This window comes from Postechiella marina, assembly GCF_039538365.1.
GTDB classification, from domain to species: domain Bacteria; phylum Bacteroidota; class Bacteroidia; order Flavobacteriales; family Flavobacteriaceae; genus Postechiella; species Postechiella marina.
The window spans coordinates 125075-144457 of record NZ_BAABCA010000001.1 but is presented as its reverse complement, the minus strand read 5'-3'; the positions used below and the strand labels follow the sequence as shown (position 1 = coordinate 144457).

16 protein-coding genes and 1 pseudogene are annotated in these 19383 nt (G+C 31.4%); 9 read left to right on the top strand and 8 right to left on the bottom strand.

Features of this window, described 5'->3' with window-relative positions:
- Positions 1-37: 37 nt before the first annotated feature.
- Positions 38-631, top strand: a complete 594-nt coding sequence (locus ABD715_RS00580) for a recombinase family protein (protein ID WP_344785891.1) — start codon at positions 38-40, stop codon at positions 629-631.
- Positions 632-636: 5 nt separating this feature from the next.
- Here ABD715_RS00580 and ABD715_RS00575 read toward each other — a convergent pair whose 3' ends face one another.
- Positions 637-1407 carry a TIGR02757 family protein gene (locus tag ABD715_RS00575; protein ID WP_344785889.1) on the bottom strand — a complete coding sequence of 257 codons (771 nt, stop codon included), beginning with the start codon at positions 1405-1407 and terminating at the stop codon, positions 637-639.
- 53 nt (positions 1408-1460) lie between these two features.
- On the opposite strand from ABD715_RS00575, the pseudogene ABD715_RS00570 reads away from it, so the two are divergent.
- Together ABD715_RS00570 and ABD715_RS00565 are read left to right on the top strand one after the other, a co-directional pair.
- Positions 1461-1727 (top strand): annotated as a pseudogene (locus ABD715_RS00570) (DUF2400 family protein); the annotation flags it as partial.
- Positions 1728-1812: 85 nt separating this feature from the next.
- Complete coding sequence (locus ABD715_RS00565) at positions 1813-2406, top strand: hypothetical protein (protein ID WP_344785887.1); 594 nt, start codon at positions 1813-1815, stop codon at positions 2404-2406.
- Between the two features lie 9 nt (positions 2407-2415).
- On the opposite strand, the gene ABD715_RS00560 is transcribed toward ABD715_RS00565, so the two are convergent.
- Positions 2416-2886: an ankyrin repeat domain-containing protein gene (locus tag ABD715_RS00560; RefSeq protein ID WP_344785885.1), complete on the bottom strand. Its 471-nt coding sequence runs from the start codon at positions 2884-2886 to the stop codon at positions 2416-2418.
- A gap of 72 nt (positions 2887-2958) precedes the next feature.
- Positions 2959-5163 (bottom strand): catalase/peroxidase HPI, encoded by a 2205-nt coding sequence (katG, locus tag ABD715_RS00555; protein ID WP_344785883.1) that lies wholly within the window; start codon positions 5161-5163, stop codon positions 2959-2961.
- 257 nt (positions 5164-5420) lie between these two features.
- Between katG and tpx the strand changes: the two genes are divergently transcribed.
- From tpx to ribB, 6 genes are all read left to right on the top strand, one after another.
- A complete protein-coding gene (gene tpx / locus ABD715_RS00550; protein ID WP_344785881.1) occupies positions 5421-5921 on the top strand; it encodes a thiol peroxidase in 501 nt (166 codons plus the stop codon).
- Positions 5922-5930: 9 nt separating this feature from the next.
- The gene (locus ABD715_RS00545) at positions 5931-6299 is read left to right on the top strand and encodes a diacylglycerol kinase (RefSeq protein ID WP_344785879.1); all 369 of its coding nucleotides are present in this window, start codon (positions 5931-5933) and stop codon (positions 6297-6299) included.
- Positions 6300-6454: 155 nt separating this feature from the next.
- Entirely contained in the window at positions 6455-8872 is a 2418-nt protein-coding gene (locus ABD715_RS00540) for an FtsK/SpoIIIE family DNA translocase (protein ID WP_344785877.1), read from the top strand.
- Positions 8873-8885: 13 nt separating this feature from the next.
- Positions 8886-9524, top strand: coding sequence for an outer membrane lipoprotein periplasmic chaperone LolA1 (gene lolA1 / locus ABD715_RS00535; protein ID WP_344786740.1), 639 nt, complete (start codon positions 8886-8888; stop codon positions 9522-9524).
- A 101-nt stretch (positions 9525-9625) separates the two neighbouring features.
- Positions 9626-11680, top strand: a complete 2055-nt coding sequence (locus ABD715_RS00530; protein ID WP_344785875.1) for an LptF/LptG family permease — start codon at positions 9626-9628, stop codon at positions 11678-11680.
- Positions 11681-11697: 17 nt separating this feature from the next.
- Positions 11698-12858 carry a 3,4-dihydroxy-2-butanone-4-phosphate synthase gene (ribB, locus tag ABD715_RS00525; RefSeq protein ID WP_344785873.1) on the top strand — a complete coding sequence of 387 codons (1161 nt, stop codon included), beginning with the start codon at positions 11698-11700 and terminating at the stop codon, positions 12856-12858.
- A gap of 33 nt (positions 12859-12891) precedes the next feature.
- On the opposite strand, the gene ABD715_RS00520 is transcribed toward ribB, so the two are convergent.
- The 5 genes from ABD715_RS00520 to ABD715_RS00500 form a co-directional block, all read right to left on the bottom strand.
- Positions 12892-13353 (bottom strand): T9SS type A sorting domain-containing protein, encoded by a 462-nt coding sequence (locus ABD715_RS00520; RefSeq protein ID WP_344785871.1) that lies wholly within the window; start codon positions 13351-13353, stop codon positions 12892-12894.
- Between the two features lie 17 nt (positions 13354-13370).
- Positions 13371-13769 carry a hypothetical protein gene (locus ABD715_RS00515; RefSeq protein WP_344785869.1) on the bottom strand — a complete coding sequence of 133 codons (399 nt, stop codon included), beginning with the start codon at positions 13767-13769 and terminating at the stop codon, positions 13371-13373.
- A 38-nt stretch (positions 13770-13807) separates the two neighbouring features.
- On the bottom strand, positions 13808-14707 hold the full coding sequence (locus tag ABD715_RS00510; protein ID WP_344785867.1) for a hypothetical protein: 900 nt from the start codon (positions 14705-14707) through the stop codon (positions 13808-13810).
- 13 nt (positions 14708-14720) lie between these two features.
- Positions 14721-15959, bottom strand: a complete 1239-nt coding sequence (locus ABD715_RS00505; protein ID WP_344785865.1) for a T9SS type A sorting domain-containing protein — start codon at positions 15957-15959, stop codon at positions 14721-14723.
- Positions 15960-16361: 402 nt separating this feature from the next.
- On the bottom strand, positions 16362-19316 hold the full coding sequence (locus ABD715_RS00500) for a response regulator (RefSeq protein ID WP_344785863.1): 2955 nt from the start codon (positions 19314-19316) through the stop codon (positions 16362-16364).
- Positions 19317-19383 lie beyond the last annotated feature (67 nt).

The following is a 19383-nucleotide window of genomic DNA, read 5'->3' as shown; positions in this document are numbered from 1 at the left end:
AATATACACTATCTTTACTTAATAAGGTTTTTAAATTATGAAAGTAAAGTATATTAGAGTTTCCACATTAGACCAAAATATAGCAAGACAAAAAACTAATTCAGATAAGTTCCAATCCGTTTATGTTGATAAAATCAGTGGAGCTATTCCGTTTTATAAGAGACCACAAGGAAAAAAACTAACGAACGATATTATTAATAATAAAGTTGATGAAGTTCACATTTCTTCAATAGACCGTATGGGAAGAAATATTCTTGACATATTAACTGTTTCAGAGTTCTTTAATCAAAACGGAGTTAATTTATATGTCGAAAATATTGGAATGTATTCGATGGTGGATAGTAAACCAAATCCAATATTTAAAATGATTATTAGTGTTCTTGGAAACGTGGCAGAAATGGAACGAACTAATATGTTAGAACGTCAACGTCAGGGAATTGAGATTGCTAAAGCTAAAGGAAAATATAAAGGTCGGCTTTATGGTGTTGCTATGAGTGATGATGAGTTTTTAATTAAATACAAGAAAGTTAAACAAGAACTTGAAAATGGTGAGTCACTTAGAAGAGCAGCTAAACTTGGAGAATGTTCATTAGGTACTGCTCAAAAGGTAAAGAGATTAATAAGTTCTTAAAAATATTAAAATCCTTCAAAAACACCTAGGCCAAAAAGTGCAAAGTCATATTTTACAGGGTCTCTTTTGTCTAATAACCTTAAACTAGTATCTAATTCAGCTAGAGCTTTGGCATCATTTTGTTTTCGTTTTAAAAGACCTAATTTTCTTGCAACATTCCCAGAATGTACATCTAAAGGACAAGACAAGGCTGAAGCATCAATTGTTTTCCAAATACCAAAATCTACACCAGCACTATCATCTCTACAATTCCATCTAAGCCACATATTAATTCTTTTCGCAGCAGAGCCCTTCAATGGGTCGCTAACATGCTTAGTTGTTCTTCTTGGATGGTCTATTTCAAAAAATATTTTTTTAAATTCTGAAATTGATTGTTGTGTTGAGTTATTTGAAATATTTTTTGAGAAAATGTCTTCTAAACCTTTATGATTGGAATATATATTCTTTAAACTTTTTATAAAGAAGCCTAAGTCCTCACTATTGAAAGTTCTATGTACGAATCCTTCAAATTGTGCCAGGTCTTCATTACAATGGCTCATAACAAAATCATAGGGAGAGTTTCCCATCAACTCCATAATTTTATTAGCATTTTTAATAATACTCTTTCTATTTCCCCAGGCAATAGTAGCTGCCAAAAAACCAGATATTTCTATATCTTCTTTTAAAGTATACTTATGTGGAATTGAAATTGGGTCTGAATCTATAAACTCTAGAGTATTATATTCATTAACTTTGTTATCTAAAAACTCTTTAAGCTCCTTTTTATTTAGTTTCATGAGATAAAGGTAGTAAACAAAATTTAAAAAAAACAACCATCTTTTATACGTAGTTAAATATGTTTTTACGTTGGATGGTTAGACAAGATAATACCGGTGTAGATTTTGGAATTTGGACAAAACTGACACCTGCACAACTATCTTGTCCTTTAGATGTTCACTCTGGTAACGTAGCAAGAAAATTAGGTTTACTTACTAGAAAGCAAAATGATAGTAAAGCTTTGTTAGAGTTAGACACAGCCTTGCGTAAACTAGATGCTAACGATCCTGTAAAATACGATTTTGCGCTTTTTGGATTAGGTGTTTTTGAAGGATTTTAATTCTAGTTTTTATTACTTATTAGCATTCTCAAACTCCTTCTATAATATGCAATGCTAACATAAACCCTTTATAATAATTATAATAATGACAAACAAATCATTAATTTTAATCATAGTCCTTTTACAAGTATTTCTTTTTGGATGCAAACAAAAGGACGCCGTATGTAAACAAGAAATTTCTAATTTTAAACTAACAAACTCTAAATATTTAACTAATTTAGACACTATTAATACAGTAGATAGCTATAAATTTAGAATACATTTAAAATTAAACACTACGGTTATTAAAAATAATACAAATACACCTTGCATTTTATCTTCTAAAGGTATACACACCAATATAAAGGAATTAAAGATCACTTCAAATTTCAAAATTTTAAACACCGAAATAGGAAATCCTATAGACCTAAACAATTTTAGAATTTACGCATGTAATTTACTTGTATCTAACACTTATGATGATACTACCGACAGTAAAAACGACCGCTATAAACTTAACGAATGGATTGATTTATTAAATACTAAAAACCAAGAAAAAGGCTTAAAAGTATCTACCGATTACTACATTGAATTTATAGACAAATTCCAATCGGCCCAAAACATAACTTTTAAATTCTCTTTAGAATTGGTTAATGGGCACGTAATTGATGCAGAAACAAGGCCAGTAAATCTTATATAATAATAAAATTTATTGTAAAAGCTCTAAAACATCTTTAAAGTCGTGCTCTATAGCATAATCTATAGCTGTTTTACCTTCTGCATCCTTAATAGAAATATCTGCATTATGCTTTAATAAAAGTTTAATCACTTTTGACTGATTATACATGGCTGCATATATTGTTGGAGTAATACCTAAATTGTTTTGAGCATTAACATTAGCACCTTGTTGTATTAAAAGCCTAACTAAATCTAAATTACCTTTAAAAGAAACACCAATTAAAGCTGTATTTCCAGAAGCATCAACAGTATCAATTTCTGCATTGTTATCTAACAATAGATTTACAATATCGTTTTTACCAAAATAAGATGCAAAAATTAAAGGTGTAAACCCTCTCCCATCTTTAGTGTTTACTAGATTTGGATGAAATTTTATAAGCGTTTCTACCCGCTCTTTGTCTCCAGATTGTATCGCACTTTGAAAATAATTTATATCGTTCATTCTTTTACTTTATCCGTTTATTAAAATAAGACTGTTTAAAAGCACTTTTTAAACAGCCTTATCTATATTTTTTTATTTTTTTAAATCGAAACGATCTAAATGCATCACCTTAGTCCAAGCTTTAACAAAATCGTTAACAAATTTCTCTTTAGCATCATCTGCAGCATAAACTTCGGCTACAGCTCTTAATTCTGTATTAGATCCAAAAATTAAATCTGCTCGTGTACCAATAAACTCAACTTGTCCAGTTTTTCTGTTTTTACCTTCAAATAAAGTATCATTTTCGTTTATAGAGCTCCAAGAATACGTAAAGTCTAAAATATTAACAAAAAAATCGTTTGTAAGACTTCCTGGATTCTTTGTAAACACACCATAATTAGAACCATTAAAATTTGTACCCAACATACGTAAACCTCCAAGCAAAACAGTTGTTTCTGGAATAGAAAGCGTTAACAAATTTGCTTTGTCTACCAACATCCTTTCTGCAGCTATGTTAATATTAGATTTTATATAGTTTCTAAACCCATCTGCAATAGGCTCTAAATAACTAAAAGATTCTACATCTGTTTGCTCTTGAGACGCATCTCCTCGACCACCAACAAAAGGTACAGTTACTACATAACCTGCTTTTTTTGCAGCCTGTTCTACCCCTACAGAACCTCCCAAAACAATTAAATCTGCTATAGAAATAGCTCCAAAATCTTTTTGAATATTATTATATACATCTAATACTTTTGCTAACTCTTGAGGGTTATTAACCTCCCAATCTTTTTGAGGCACCAAACGAATACGACCTCCGTTTGCTCCTCCTCGCATGTCTGACCCTCTGTATGTTGAAGCTGAAGCCCACGCTGTAGAAACTAACTGAGAAACTGTTAAGCCCGAATTTAAAATAGTTTGCTTTAAAGCATCTACATCGGCATCTGTTAAAACATAATTTACTGCAGGAATTGGATCTTGCCAATCGAACTCTTCTTGTGGAACTTCCGGTCCCAAATAGCGGTTTACTGGCCCTAAATCTCTATGTGTTAATTTAAACCAAGCGCGAGTAAAAGCATCTTCAAAGGCTTTTGGGTTAGCTTGAAAGTGTTTAGAAATCTTTAAATAATCTGGATCTACTTTTAAAGCCATATCTGCATCGGTCATCATTAAACCTTGCTTCTTTGTTGCATCTCCTGCTGCTGGAGCCATTTTAGCATGAGATGCTTTTGTTGGCGTCCATTGTAAAACACCTGCAGGACTTGGAGTTAATTCCCAATCGTAATTTAATAAAACATCAAAAAAATCGTGATCCCACTGCGTTGGGTTTGGTGTCCAAGCACCTTCTAACCCGCTAGTAATTGTATCATCTAAAACTCCCGATTTAAAGCTGTTTTTCCAACCTGTGCTCATCTCTTCCATTTTAGCTCCATGTGGTTCTGCAGCAACATATTCATCAGGACTAGCAGCACCATGAGTTTTACCAAAAGTATGTCCTCCTGCAGTAAGCGCTACAGTTTCTTCATCATTCATAGCCATACGTCCAAAAGTTTCTTTCATAAGTTTAGCAGTTCCTAACGGGTCAGATTTTCCGTTAGGACCTTCAGGATTTACGTAAATTAATCCCATATGCGATGCACCTAAATCACCTTCAAGTTTCCCATCTTCAAAACGCTCTTTATTCCCCATCCATTCAGTTTCAGCACCCCAATACACATCTTGCTCTGGTTCCCAAACATCTACTCGTCCGCCAGCAAAACCAATAGTTTTAAGTCCCATAGACTCTATAGCGCAAGTTCCAGCAAGAATCATTAAATCGGCCCAAGATAATTTCTTTCCGTATTTCTTTTTAATAGGCCATAATAATAATCGTGCTTTGTCTAAATTGCCATTATCTGGCCAACTATTTAAAGGAGCAAAACGCTGGTTTCCTGTATTTGCACCACCTCTACCATCTCCAACACGGTATGTTCCTGCGCTGTGCCATGCCATTCTAATCATAAACGGACCATAATGCCCATAATCTGCAGGCCACCAATCTTGCGAATCGGTTAACAAATCAATTACCTCTTGTTTTAATGTTGAAAAATCTATGCTATTAAACGCTTCTGCATAATCAAAATCTTCTCCCATTGGGTTAGATTTTGCGCCATGTTGTCTTAAAACATTTAATTTTAATTCGTTTGGCCACCAATCTCTATTATTTGTTCCCTCTCCCGCTACTTCCTTCTTTGCTCCCGAAAAGAAAGGGCATTTACTTATGTCTCCGCTATTTAAATCATGATTATTGCTCTCCATTATCTCTATTTTTATATGTTTATTTGATAATCATAAAATTACAAATTGTTTTATTATTACTGTGTTAACAATATTCTAATATACTATATCAGCATAAGTAAAAACTATTAATTATTTTAAAACGATTAATTATAACTATAGACTTAATTTAATTAAAATTTAACTATCAATAATCTATTTATAAACAAATCAATTAATAGTTTCGTTTAACGTGTAAATATTCCTAATTTTAAATTTTTAAATCTAAACACAAAACAATGGCAACAGTTACATTAAAAGGAAATGCAATTAACACTTCTGGAGAATTACCTGCAATAGGCTCTAAAACACCAGATTTTAAACTTACAGCAGTAGATTTATCTACAAAAACTTTAAACGATTTTAAAGGCAACAAATTGGTTTTAAACATTTTTCCAAGTGTAGACACGGGAACCTGTGCGCAATCGGTTCGTCAATTTAATAAAGATGTTAGCAACTTAGAAAACACTAAAGTATTATGTATTTCTCGCGATTTACCTTTTGCTCAAGCACGTTTTTGTGGCGCTGAAGGATTAGAAAACGTAGTAAGCTTATCTGATTTTAAAGATGCTAGCTTTGGAAAAGCTTATGGTGTCGATTTTATTGACGGTCCATTAGATGCTTTGTTATCTAGATCTATTGTAGTTGTTGACGAAAACGGAACAGTTATATACACAGAGCAAGTTGCAGAAACTGTTGATGAGCCTAACTACGAAGCTGCATTAAATGCTTTAAAATAAAACCATAAGATGACTAAAAAAGAATCCTTCTTAGTTAACCGGTTAAAAAGTGTAGGTTATGCTTACAAAGGAGCTATTTTACTTTTAAAAACCGAAGCCAGCATAAAAATTCAATTTTTTATTGCAATCGTTATTACCTTGGCAGGATTCTTTTTTAACATCTCGGCGACAGAATGGACTATACAACTTCTTGCCATTGGCATGGTTATGTGTGCCGAAGGCGTAAATACAGCTATCGAGGCTGTAGCCGATTTTATTCACCCAGAACACCATAAAAAAATAGGTATTATTAAAGACATTGCTGCAGGCGCAGTTTTTATAGCTGCCTTTTTTGCTTCTATTATTGGCTTTATAATTTATATACCTAAATTCTCTTAAATATTTTATATAAATCGCATTAATAAAAAGCCTTAATTATATAAGTCTTGCAATTTTATAAAATATAGTTTCGTTAACGTTTGTAATTTGTATTTTTGTTGCTTTGTATTAATAATGCAATCCTAAATCTTAATTTTTGAAATTACAAACCTTTAATGGCTAAGAAAAAAACCAAATCGACTAAAACAAAAGCGCCTAGAAAAAAGTTAAAGCTACCTAGTTACAAGCTATCAAGTCAGCAAAAACTAGTTTTAGGTAGTTTTTTAAGTATGTTTGGCTTACTACTGTGCGTAGCTTTTGTTTCCTTTTTTTTCACTGGAGATAGCGACCAAAGTCTTCTAGACGCTTTTCCAGAAAGAACATCTGAAACCAAAAATTGGGCAAGCCAATTTGGTGCTTGGTTAGGCGATTTCTTTATACAACGTGGTTTTGGTATTTCGTCATTTATTATTTCGGGTCTAGTATTTTTATCGGGGGCTTATGTTTTAATGAATATTGAAAAATCTAAACTTTCTAAACATTGGTTTTGGGGTATATTAATAATGATTTGGTTTTCTATACTTTTAGGCTTTTTTGGAAATAAAAACAGTATTCTTGGAGGCACAATAGGTTTCGAAATTAACAGCTATTTGCAAGACTATATTGGTAAAATTGGTATTGCTCTTTTATTACTTTTTGGATTAATTAGCTATTTGGCTATCAGGTTTAAAGTAACTTTCGAGAGTATTACTAAATTATTCAGCTCTGCAAAAAACAATATTAAAGATGAATTTGCAGAAGCTAAAGACGCTATTGTACCTATTGACAATAACCTAACGGAAGAAGCCGAAGCTTTTAAAGCTGTATTAAAAACACAGGAAGAGAGTACTCCAGAGCCTCCTAAACCAAAAGAAAACATAGAGGTTACCAAAAAAGAAATTATTAATCCAATTATAGAAAAAACAACACTTGAAGTTAATATTGCTGAAGAAGAAACTATAGACGAGGATTTAGAAATAAAAGTTGTAGATGTTCCTGAAGAGGTATCTGAAACCGATAATTTAGCTAATAAATTGGTTGAAGATTTTGGACAGTTTGACCCAACCTTAGAGCTAGGAAAATATCAATTCCCACCTTTAGATCTTTTAAAACAATACGATACTGGTGGTATTACAATAAACCAAGAAGAGCTTGAAGAAAACAAAAATAAAATTGTTGAAACTTTAAACAACTACAAAATTGGAATTGCTAGTATTAAAGCCACAATAGGACCTACTGTAACTTTATACGAAATAGTACCAGAAGCCGGTATACGTATCTCTAAAATTAAAAATTTAGAAGACGATATTGCATTATCTCTTGCTGCCTTAGGTATTCGTATAATTGCACCCATTCCAGGAAAAGGTACAATTGGAATTGAAGTACCAAATAAAAACTCGACTATTGTTTCTATGCGATCTGCAATTGCTTCGCAAAAGTTTCAAAAGTCAGACATGCAACTTCCTATTGCTTTAGGAAAAACAATTAGTAACGAAACATTGGTTGTAGATTTAGCTAAAATGCCTCACTTACTTATGGCTGGTGCTACAGGACAAGGTAAATCGGTTGGGTTAAATGCTGTTTTAACCTCTTTACTTTATAAAAAACATCCTGCCGAAGTTAAGTTTGTTCTTGTAGACCCTAAAAAAGTAGAATTAACTTTATTTAATAAAATAGAACGCCATTATTTAGCTAAACTTCCAGACGAAGCCGAAGCTATTATTACAGACAATACAAAAGTAATTAACACCTTAAATTCGCTTTGTATTGAAATGGATAACCGCTACGAAATGCTTAAAAATGCACTTTGTAGAAATATTGCAGAATATAACACCAAGTTTAAAGCGCGAAAATTAAACCCTAACGATGGGCATCAGTTTTTACCTTACATTGTTTTGGTGGTTGATGAGTTTGCAGATTTAATAATGACTGCGGGAAAAGAAGTAGAAACACCTGTAGCTAGGCTTGCGCAATTGGCACGTGCCATTGGTATACATTTAATTATTGCAACGCAACGCCCGTCTGTAAATGTAATTACAGGTATTATTAAAGCCAATTTCCCTGCTCGTATTGCTTTTAGAGTTTCTAGCAAAATAGATTCTAGAACTATTTTAGATGCAGGTGGTGCCGATCAGCTTATTGGTCGAGGCGACATGCTTTACACGCAAGGTAACGACATGATTAGAATTCAGTGTGCCTTTGTAGACACCCCAGAAGTAGAAAGAATTGTCGATTTTATTGGCGCACAAAAAGCATATCCAGACGCTTATTTACTGCCAGAATATGTTGGCGAAGAAAGTGGCACAAGTCTTGATATAGATATATCTGATAGGGATAAGTTATTTAAAGACGCAGCCATAGTTATTGTTACAGCCCAACAAGGCTCGGCATCTTTACTACAACGAAAGTTAAAACTTGGCTATAATCGTGCTGGTAGAATAATAGACCAATTAGAAGCTGCCGGTATTGTTGGTCCGTTTGAAGGTAGTAAAGCTAGACAAGTTTTGGTTCCAGATTTAATAGCTCTAGATCAACATTTAGAAAATGAAATATAATTTAGAAATGAACATGAAGAATATTATTACCATATTACTTATTACGCTTACAAGCTTTACTTCTTTCTCTCAAAATAAAGCTAAAAATTTATTAAACGAAGTATCTACAAAAGTAAAATCATACAAAAACATTTCCATCAACTTTAAATACATTTTAGAAAATACAAGCGAAAACATTAGACAAGAAACCCGTGGAGATGTTGTATTACAAGGTGAAAAATACAAATTAAACATACTTGGTGTTACACGCTTATTTGATGGAAAAACATTGTATAGTATTAGCCCAGAAGATGAAGAAATTTCTATATCTTCAAATAATGATGAAGATGAAAACAGCATAACACCTAGTAAAATGTTATCTTTTTATGAAGAAGGCTACACTTATGCTATGGATATTGTTCAAAATATAAAAGGCAGAAAAATTCAGCTTGTAAAATTAACTCCAATCGATTCAGATTCAGAAATAAACTATATTCTTTTAGGTATAGATACGCAAACCAAACACATTTACAATTTAATTACAATAGGTAAAAATGGCACAAAAACAATTTTAACCGTTAATTCTTTTAAAACAAATGCTCCTTTATCAAAAACCTTATTTACCTTTGACGCTAATAAGTATAAAGATTATTACGTTAACAACCTAGATTAGGTTAATTAATTAAATTAAAAACAGAGTAAGAACGCAGTGGCTACACACGTTCTTAATTTTATAATTAGTTTGAAATCAAATGATTCATAAAATTTAAATGTGTGAAAATATTAGACCGCTACATACTAACCTCATACTTTAAAACCTTTTTTAGCGTATTTATAATATTGGTGCTTATTTTTGTACTACAAACTATTTGGTTATACATAAAAGAACTTGCCGGTAAAGATCTAGACATTGTAGTTATTGCAAAGTTTTTACTTTACTTTTTACCCAAATTAATGCCACTTGTATTACCACTAACCATATTATTGGCATCTATAATGGTGTTTGGTAGTTTTGCAGAAAACTATGAGTTTGCAGCCATGAAATCTACAGGTATCTCTCTGCAACGTGCCATGACAGGCTTAGGAATATTTATTGCTATACTTGGAGTTTTAACCTTTTTGTTTTCTAACAACGTTATACCTTGGGCCGAATACAACTCCTATAACCTAAGAAAAAATATAGCCAAAATTAAACCTGCTATGGGTATTGCAGAAGGCCAGTTTAACCCAATAGGAGAAAGTGGCACAAACATTAAAGTTGAAGAAAAAAGTGGTGATAACGACCAGTATTTAAAAAATGTAATTATTCATAAAAAAGGTACTGGCGGACGTAAAAACACAACTACCATTGTAGCAGAAACAGGAGAACTTATTAGTAGCGATTCGTCGTCTGTTATAAAATTAGTTTTACACGACGGTAATTATTACGAAGACAGAATACCAAGAAAAACAGCCGATAAAAAGAAATATCCGTTTGCAAAAAGCTTATTTAAAACCTACATTATTAATATTGATTTATCTGATTTTAACAATGTAGATGTAGACGATAAAAACTATACCGATAAATATAATATGCTTGACATTTCGAGCCTAGATTATACTATAGACTCGCTTACAAACAAAAGAAGCGAAGACCATAAAATTTTATCAAAAACATTATATCAGCGTGCCAACATCTATAAACCTGGCATGACAAAAGAACCTACTATAGAAGGTGGAGATGATATAAACCCTATAGATATTGAAAAAAAAGCCATAATAAATCAAACCTTTGAAAACGAAGAAACGGTAGAAAAAGATTCTATATATTCTGGCGAAATACTAGATCTTTTTAATACAAAAACAAAATCTCAAATTGTAAATGTATCGTTAAGCGGTATAAATAGTGCAAAGCAACTAGTAACAACAAAAAGAGCAAATCTTAAACCAACAAAATCTCTGTACAATAGGCATATCATTTCGTTTCACGAAAAATTCGCATTAGGTTTTGCTTGTGTTATCTTATTTTTTGTAGGCGCTCCCTTAGGTGCTTTAATTAGAAAAGGAGGTATTGGTTTGCCTATGGTAATTGCTATTCTTCTATTTTTAACCTATCACTTTATTGGTATTTTTGCTATGAATAGTGCCAAAAACGGTGGATTCAACCCTATTTTAGCAAGTTGGTTTTCTACACTTATTATGCTTCCGCTTAGTATTTTTCTAACAAAAAGAGCTACAGAAGACAAAGGTCTTTTTGATATGGATAGCATTACAGATCCATTAAGAAAAATGTTTAACATTAAACCTCAAAACAGTATAGATTATAAGTTTTTACAATCTTACACTAACGAAGAGTTAATAGATGTTATTAATAATTACGAAGCCCTAGAGCATAAAGAAGAAAGCAGATACGAAGCTATTAAGATTTTAAACAGTAGAGACGTATCTACTAAAACATTGCGCGAAGACGGACTTGCAATACAAGCAGGTTTCGAGAAATCGCAAAAAATAAATAAAGATTATAGCGACCACACAAAATTTGCTATAACCTTATACAGTATAGGTGCAGTGCTTTTAATATTATTCTTTGTTTTTAAAAACAATAAATTACCATCTTTAGCCATAGCATCTATACAACTAAGTATTATTTCGTTTGCCATTTATATTATATACTATATAAAATCTTTAATTAATGTGAAAAATTTCTACGCTAACATTAATAAAGCAAACAAAAAGCCTAATGTTATTATGCTAATAGTAGGCTTACCACTTTACATGATTGGCTACTTATTTATCAAATCGAAACTAAAAGAAGACTTAAAACAAAATTGTTTAGATAGTTTAAAATAAGCAATACCTTTGCACTTATGATACCAGATACTAAAAAAGAGAACACTACAGAGTTTAAACTAAACACCATTCACGATGCTATACAAGACATTAGAAATGGTAAAGTAATTATTGTAGTTGATGACGAAAACAGAGAAAATGAAGGTGATTTTTTAGCTGCTGCAGATAAAGTAACACCAGAAATGATAAACTTTATGGCTACGCATGGTCGCGGACTTATTTGTGCGCCACTTACAGAAAACAGATGTAAAGAACTAGACCTTAGCATGATGGTTAGAAACAATACCGACCCTATGGAAACTGCTTTTACAGTATCTGTAGATTTACGCGGTAAAGGTGTTACTACCGGAATTTCTGCAAGCGACAGAGCAAAAACAGTTAAGGCACTTGTAGACCCAAACACAAAACCTTTTGAATTGGCTAGACCAGGACATATATTTCCTTTAGTAGCTAAAGAAGGAGGTGTATTAAGACGTACAGGACATACCGAAGCTGCTATAGACTTTGCAAGATTGGCTGGTTTACAACCTGCTGGAGTAATTGTAGAAATTATGAACGAAGACGGTACCATGGCAAGGCTACCTCAACTTTTTAAAATTGCAAAAAAACACGATATTAAAATTGTCTCTATTGAAGATTTAGTGGCTTATAGAATGCAACACGATTCTTTAATTGAGAAAAAAGAAGATTTTGAAATTGAAACACGTTTTGGTAACTACAGATTAAGAGCTTATAAGCAAACCACAAATAAACAAGTACACATTGCTTTAACAAAAGGTAATTGGAAAAATAACGAACCTGTACTTACAAGAATAAACTCGACTTTAGTAAATAACGACATTCTTGGCACGCTCACTAATAACATAGACGACCAGTTAAATGCCATGTTTAATGTAATTAGTAAGGCTGGAAAAGGCGCTATTATTTTTATTAATCAAGAAACACAATCTATGGATATTTTAAATAGATTAAACTTCTTAAAAGAAAACCAAGGCGCTAAAGATATACCTAAAGCACCAAGAATTAATATGGATAGTCGCGATTTTGGTATTGGTGCACAAATACTACACGATTTAAACATACATAAACTTAGTTTAATATCTAACGCCAAGGGACACACCAAACGTGTTGGCCTTATTGGTTATGGATTAGAGATTGTAGAATATATGAATTATTAAAATAAGCATCTATAAATCATTACCTATTTACCATTAATCAACAACTACCTTTTTTGTAATAAAGTTGTTTCTAGAATACGCTTTAAGTAAATAAACCCCCTTAGATAAAAACTCTACTTTTACCTTTTCATATTTACTTGAACTTAAAACTTTTTTTCCTTGTAAATCGTACATTTCAAAGTAGTCTACGTCTGGGTTAGACTCGATATTTATAAAATTAGTTAGAGGATTGGGATATATTTTAAAACCCAATTCAAACTCTAAATTATTTGAAGATAAAGTGATTTGCTCCATATCACCATTAATAAAACCTTCGGAAAGAAGCATACTATTAACACGCAATTCTTGCACATTAACTTCACCAATTGTGTAAAACATTTGGATACCATCGGCAGTGGCTAATCCTCCTCCAGAATCTATACTAAATTTGTCTATGGCTTGAGAATTTCCCAAATAGGAAATTAATAGACTTAATATTATAATTTTTGTTTTCATAATTAAATCGTTTTAAATTATTTAGTTTGAAATAGTTTTTCTGCATCTGAGTAACTTACACCACTAAAACTAATTGGCGTAAAGGACAATGTTCTCATAGTTTCATCTGCTAATTGAACATCTTCTAATATATTGGTATTGCCATCATAAAAAAGCTGTACACTTTCCTTTCCTTTTTCTAATTGTTTTGTAAACGTAATAATAGCTGTACGCTTTTGTGTTTTTTTATTCTGGCTTACAATACCAGAAACTTTGGTATAATTCCAAGCTTCTCCCTTAATGTTACAGAGAAAAGTACATTCCTGCTCTTTAATATCTTCACATGGCGTTTCTTTTTTAACAACCACTGGCGTTTTTGTTTCATTTTTGCAAGACAGAACAAATATGGTGAGTAGTAAAATGACTTTGTATACCATTAAATTTATAACTAATTTAAATTAAGATTTTCGCACTATTATTTATATGTACCACACATACACGGATAATAAGAATTTGGAACAATTCCATTAAACACTTTTAAATACGTTTTAAAAGGATTACTCCCGTTTTCTATATGAGTTGAATCTTCTATACGTATTTCTCCTATTGTTCCATTACCACCACTATCTCCAGCGTTAATATTGAGCCCTTGAGCATTATTTTCATGAGCACTTGGAAAATAGGTGTTATTTACATTGTAGGTAATTGGTGTAATTGCCCAAAATCGTACTTGATCAATACTACTTAAATTAGCTTCATCATAGTTTCCTAAAACTATGGCTTGGGTTATTTGCTCTAAAGTAAAAGCACGTACATTAGGATCTCCAGGATAGGTTGCTTCACACATTTTTTGTGCAGCCTGCCATCCATGTTTTCCATTATATCGAAATCTTGCATTAGAGATTCTTGAACTTCTTCCTAAAATATAAGGTTCAGGAAGTGTAATAATTTTTTCTGCAATTTGGGCATGTTTAGCATAAGGCACTGCCATAAACTCGGTGGCATCAAAATTAATAGTGCCACCGCTATAAGTAATGCTTGTTTGTAAAAAATGAGGGGATTTACCCCATTCAATAGTGCTAAAGTCTCCTATACTTGGAGTGGTGTCTGTACCTATGTTTAGTATTACGAGTCCGTTAGCATCGGTGGTGTAATTATGGTCTTCTTGATATACCACAGCACCCGACACTGTGTTTTGATGAATGCTAAATTGTACCGTCATGTAAGTATTGCTTAACACATTGCCATCGGCATCTTTTAAAATGGCTTTGTAATTCATGCCTTGTTGTGCACTTACTAATTGAGTAATTGCTACAAAACATAGCATGATTAATCCTTTTACAATGGTTTTGATTTTTAGCTTAATTCTAAACATAATTTTCTATTTTTTAATTAATAATTACCTTTTTTGTAATTGTATTACTGCCATATTCTATTTTAGCAAAATACAGACCTGGTGGCAAGGCTCTTATATCAACTTGACTTTTATTAGTTTTTAATACTTGCTTTTCTAATAAATTATATAATTGAATTTGCTTTATGGCTGTATTAGAAACGATGTTAAGGTATTCTGAAGTTGGATTTGGATATATAAGAAGCGTTGATTTGTTGTGAAATTCATTGCTACTTAAGACTTCTAATTGCGACCAATAGGTAACGATACGTAAAAAGCCTTTCCATGCATTTGGTGTAGCGTCGGTATTCCAACTTTGGTAAATAAATTCTATTTCATTATCGTTTGCATCGTAGGTTTTTACGTGCCTATATTTATTTTCCCATGTATTAGTAGAGCTGCTCCATTCTTGCATTAAAAATTCGGTTTGGTTTCCGTTTACATAGCTATATGCCCAACGCTCTACGTTTCGATATTCAGAGGTAAACCATTGTTGCGTTATACTTTCTTCTATAAGACCTTCGGCTGTATAGGTGTTAAACGTTTTTATATATGGTGCTTCGGCAAACTCACCAGTAGAAGAATCAAAACCATAGGTCTCGATATCTGTAAGTTGCCTAAACGTATTATAGGTGTAGTCTATTTTTTCATCATTTTCCCAAACAGCAACATCTCGATAATATATTTCTTCTATTTGATAGTCTAATAAATTATCTGCATAATAGTTTACCGTACGTTTCTTTGGCACAAATACCATAGAGGAATTGTCATAATCTTGAGTAGTTGTCATGTTAAGATAATTATCTACATAACCTTTAGTTTCTCTTTGGTAATTTTGCCAAGCCTCGTTATAGTATAAATCGTATTTATGTGAAATTTCATTACCACTGTCATCATACGTATAAATGTGCTTGTATTTATCATTCCAACCACTATTTGGGTTGTTCCAGTTTTGTTGTATATTACTTTCTAACTGGTTATCTGGCGTGTAGGTTTTATTAAACTGATAATAATTAACCCAATTAGTACCTGTTAAAAACTGCCTGCGCAGATTAGTTTCTTTAATTCCTCCATTATTGTAAGTAAGATATTCTCGTGTATTGTGCCTCCAATCGTTATTATAATTATCCCACTGAAATAAGTGAATGGAATCTTTTCTAAATTCGGTTTGCGCATTGTAATTAAGAATTCCTAAAAAAAAGGTAAAAACCCATAAAGTGTAACATTGTTTCATTCTCTCTATTTATTAAAGCTGATTATTTTTATAACTTTATTCTTATGCATAATTTTTAAAATGTATTCACCATGCTCTAGATGGTTAACATTTAGATATATTTTATGCTTTGGGAGATGTTCTAATTTACCTGTATAAGTCTTTCTTTTTCTTGTCACTTGCTAACCGGTAAATAATTAATGCTACTAATTACTCCAAATGTAAATCTGTTGTATATAATTAGTTATAACACATGTAACAATTACTATAAATTATGTAACATTGTAGTAATAGCAATAGGTAAGAGCTGTCTATTTTTATTTAACTTATAGTCTTTACACTATAAGGTATAGCCAATTTTATAATAACATTGAAGTAAACAATTAAGAAATCGATTTGTTTAAAGCAGAATTTTAGAAATTTTTATTCTGTTTGATACTTTTTAGCATACTCTGTTGGTGTACAATTAAATACATTTTTAAAACATTTTGCAAAGTAAGAATGATCGTTAAAACCAACTGAATAGCCAACTTGCGATATATTAATATTGGATGTTTTTAATAAGTCTGCTGCTAATTTTAAGCGTTGCGACCTAATAAACTCTGATGTAGATAAACCTGTAAGTGCCTTAATTTTTCTATGTAATTGCATACGACTCATGCCTACTGCATCGCTAAAATCTCCTACACTAAAAGACGATTCTACCAGTTTGTTTTCTAATACTTCCTGTATTTTTTCTAAGAATTTCTGGTCTAAATTAGTAACTGCAATATCTTTAGGGCTTAACACAACTTCTTGGCTATATCTACTTTGTAGCTTACGTCTAATATTTATAAGGTTTAATACTTTCGTTTTTAAAACCTTAGAACTAAAAGGTTTGGTTATATAATCGTCTGCACCAATTTCTAATCCTTTTATTTCGTTTTCATCACCTGCTTTAGCAGTTAATAATATAATAGGAATATGACTGGTTAGCTCGTTATTCTTTAGCTCATTAGTAAGCGACACACCATTTTTTACAGGCATCATAATATCAGAAATTATAATATCTGGAACATGTTCTATAGCTAAATCGCTACCTATTTGTCCGTTTTCGGCAGTTAAAATGTTATAATCTGCTTCAAAATTTTGTTTAAGCAATGCTCGCACATCAATATTATCTTCTACAATTAGAAGAATTGGTTTTTCGTTAACTTCAAAAACCTCATCTTCAGCAACAACACCTTCTAAATTTTGAGTTTTATAGTTCGATTTTATTTCGGTTGAACTAACAAATGCCTCTTCTTTAAAACTTTTTTTATCTATAGGTAGTATAACCGTAAAACAAATCCACTCTTTCGCTTTACTATCTACTTTAATAACACCTTTATGGAGCTCTACCAACTCTTTTACCAAAGCCAACCCAATACCTGTACCCTCGTTTTGCTCATCGGTTTGGTAAAAACGTGTAAATATGTTTTCTAATTCGTTTTTATTAAAGCCTATACCTGTGTTCTTAACACTAAGTTGTAAAGCATTATTTTCTATAAGCGATGTACATGTTATAGAGCCATTTTTAGGTGTATATTTAAAAGCGTTAGATAATAGGTTAATTGTTATTTTTTCTAACGCATCTTTATCAAACCAAGATTCTTTATTGCTTTTATCTATTTTTAAATGATATGAAAGTTTTTTTTGTTTTGCTAGATAATTAAATGATTCTGCTAAACCAGAAATTATATTTTGAATATTTCCTTTTTGAATACGTAGCTTTAATTGCCCTGCATCTATTTTAGAAAGATCTAAAAGTTGATTTACTAATGATAATAACCTATCGGAATTACGTTTAGCCATAACAAATTGCTCTCGTTTTATACTAGAAAGCAAATCGTCTTTTAAAGCCTCATCAATAGGATTGCATATTAAGGTTAAAGGTGTACGAAACTCATGAGAAATATTTGCAAAGAAATTCGATTTTGCTTTGTCTAGTTCTGTCAACTTTTTATTGACTTTTTGTCGATCTCTAAACAAGAGAAACAAAAACACTCCAGCTACAGAGGTAAAAGCTAAACCTCCAAATAACATACTACGTTCGCTCTTTTGCTTTTGATTGCTTAATTCTTTTTCTGATTTTAAAAGCGCTATTTCTTGTTCTTTTTTTTCGGTTTGGTATTTGGTTTCTAAACCTTTAGTTATTTCAAGACTATTTTTTAAATAAATACTATCTGTTATGTTTTTAAATGTATTTAAAGCTTCAAAAGCCTTCTTATAATTCTTTGCTCCAAAATAAGCATTTGCCAAACCTTGAAAAGCATATTGTCTTTGCCTAACAGAGTATTCTATTTTGTCATAATTAAAAAACTCATTAGCCTTATTAAAATATTTAATAGCTGTTTCGTACTTATTTTGATTTAAATATAAATCTCCTCCACTAGAATAAAAATTGTATAAACTTTCGTCATTTAAAGAACCATCTGTTTTGGACTCCATTCGTTTAAAAAGTTCTTCCCCCTTATTAAAATGTCCACTAATAGAATAACAAGTTACAAGTCTATAAGACACATCAATCTCTCTAAAATTATTTCCATAATCACTAAAAAAACGTAAAGCCTTTTCGTAATTTTTAATTGCAGTATCAATCTCCTCTATTCTTTGAAAATATATACCTCTTAAGTTATAATTATAATGCAAGCCTTCTTGGTCTCCCAATGCTTTATAAATATCTTTTCCTTTATCAATATATTCAAGCGCTTTCTCGTCTTTTATATCGGTATAAATACTAGCAATATTATCATAACATAATGCTAAATACCTGTCTGTTTTATAATTGGAACCATAAAGAGAATCAACAGTTATGTAATACTGCAAGGCGATATCAAAATCATTTTTTTTATAAAATTGATTTCCTATCATTAAATTTGAAGATGCTATAAGTTCCCAATCCTTAGTTTCATTTGCCTTTTCCAAAGCTAGTACCCCATACTTTTCGGCGCTTTCATAATCAAAACTTCGACTACTCAATATTGCCATTTTTCGGTATAAATCGGCAGTTAGTTTTGAATCTCTAATTTCTAGACTTATAGCTAAAGCCTTTTCTGTGTAATGTAATGCACTATCTAAATTAGAACTATAATAATGGAATTTTGAAGATAACGCTAATTTTTCTATTATTGATATCTTATCAGTTTCTGGAGTGCTAACAATTCGATCATGATATACTTTCGCCGAATCTAAATCGATAAATAAATACTTATTAAAAACATCTTTTAAAAGAGCTTTTTTAAGAGAATCATTATTAGTTCTAATTATTTCAAGTTTTAAAGAATCTAATTCTCTAGAATTTTGAGCAAAAAAATAAAAACTAAATAAGTATAAAATTATAAAACAAGAGCATTTCATATAATCAAACTTTATTTACATAAATATATGCAATTATATAAAAATCAAACTTTTAAATCTTAAACTA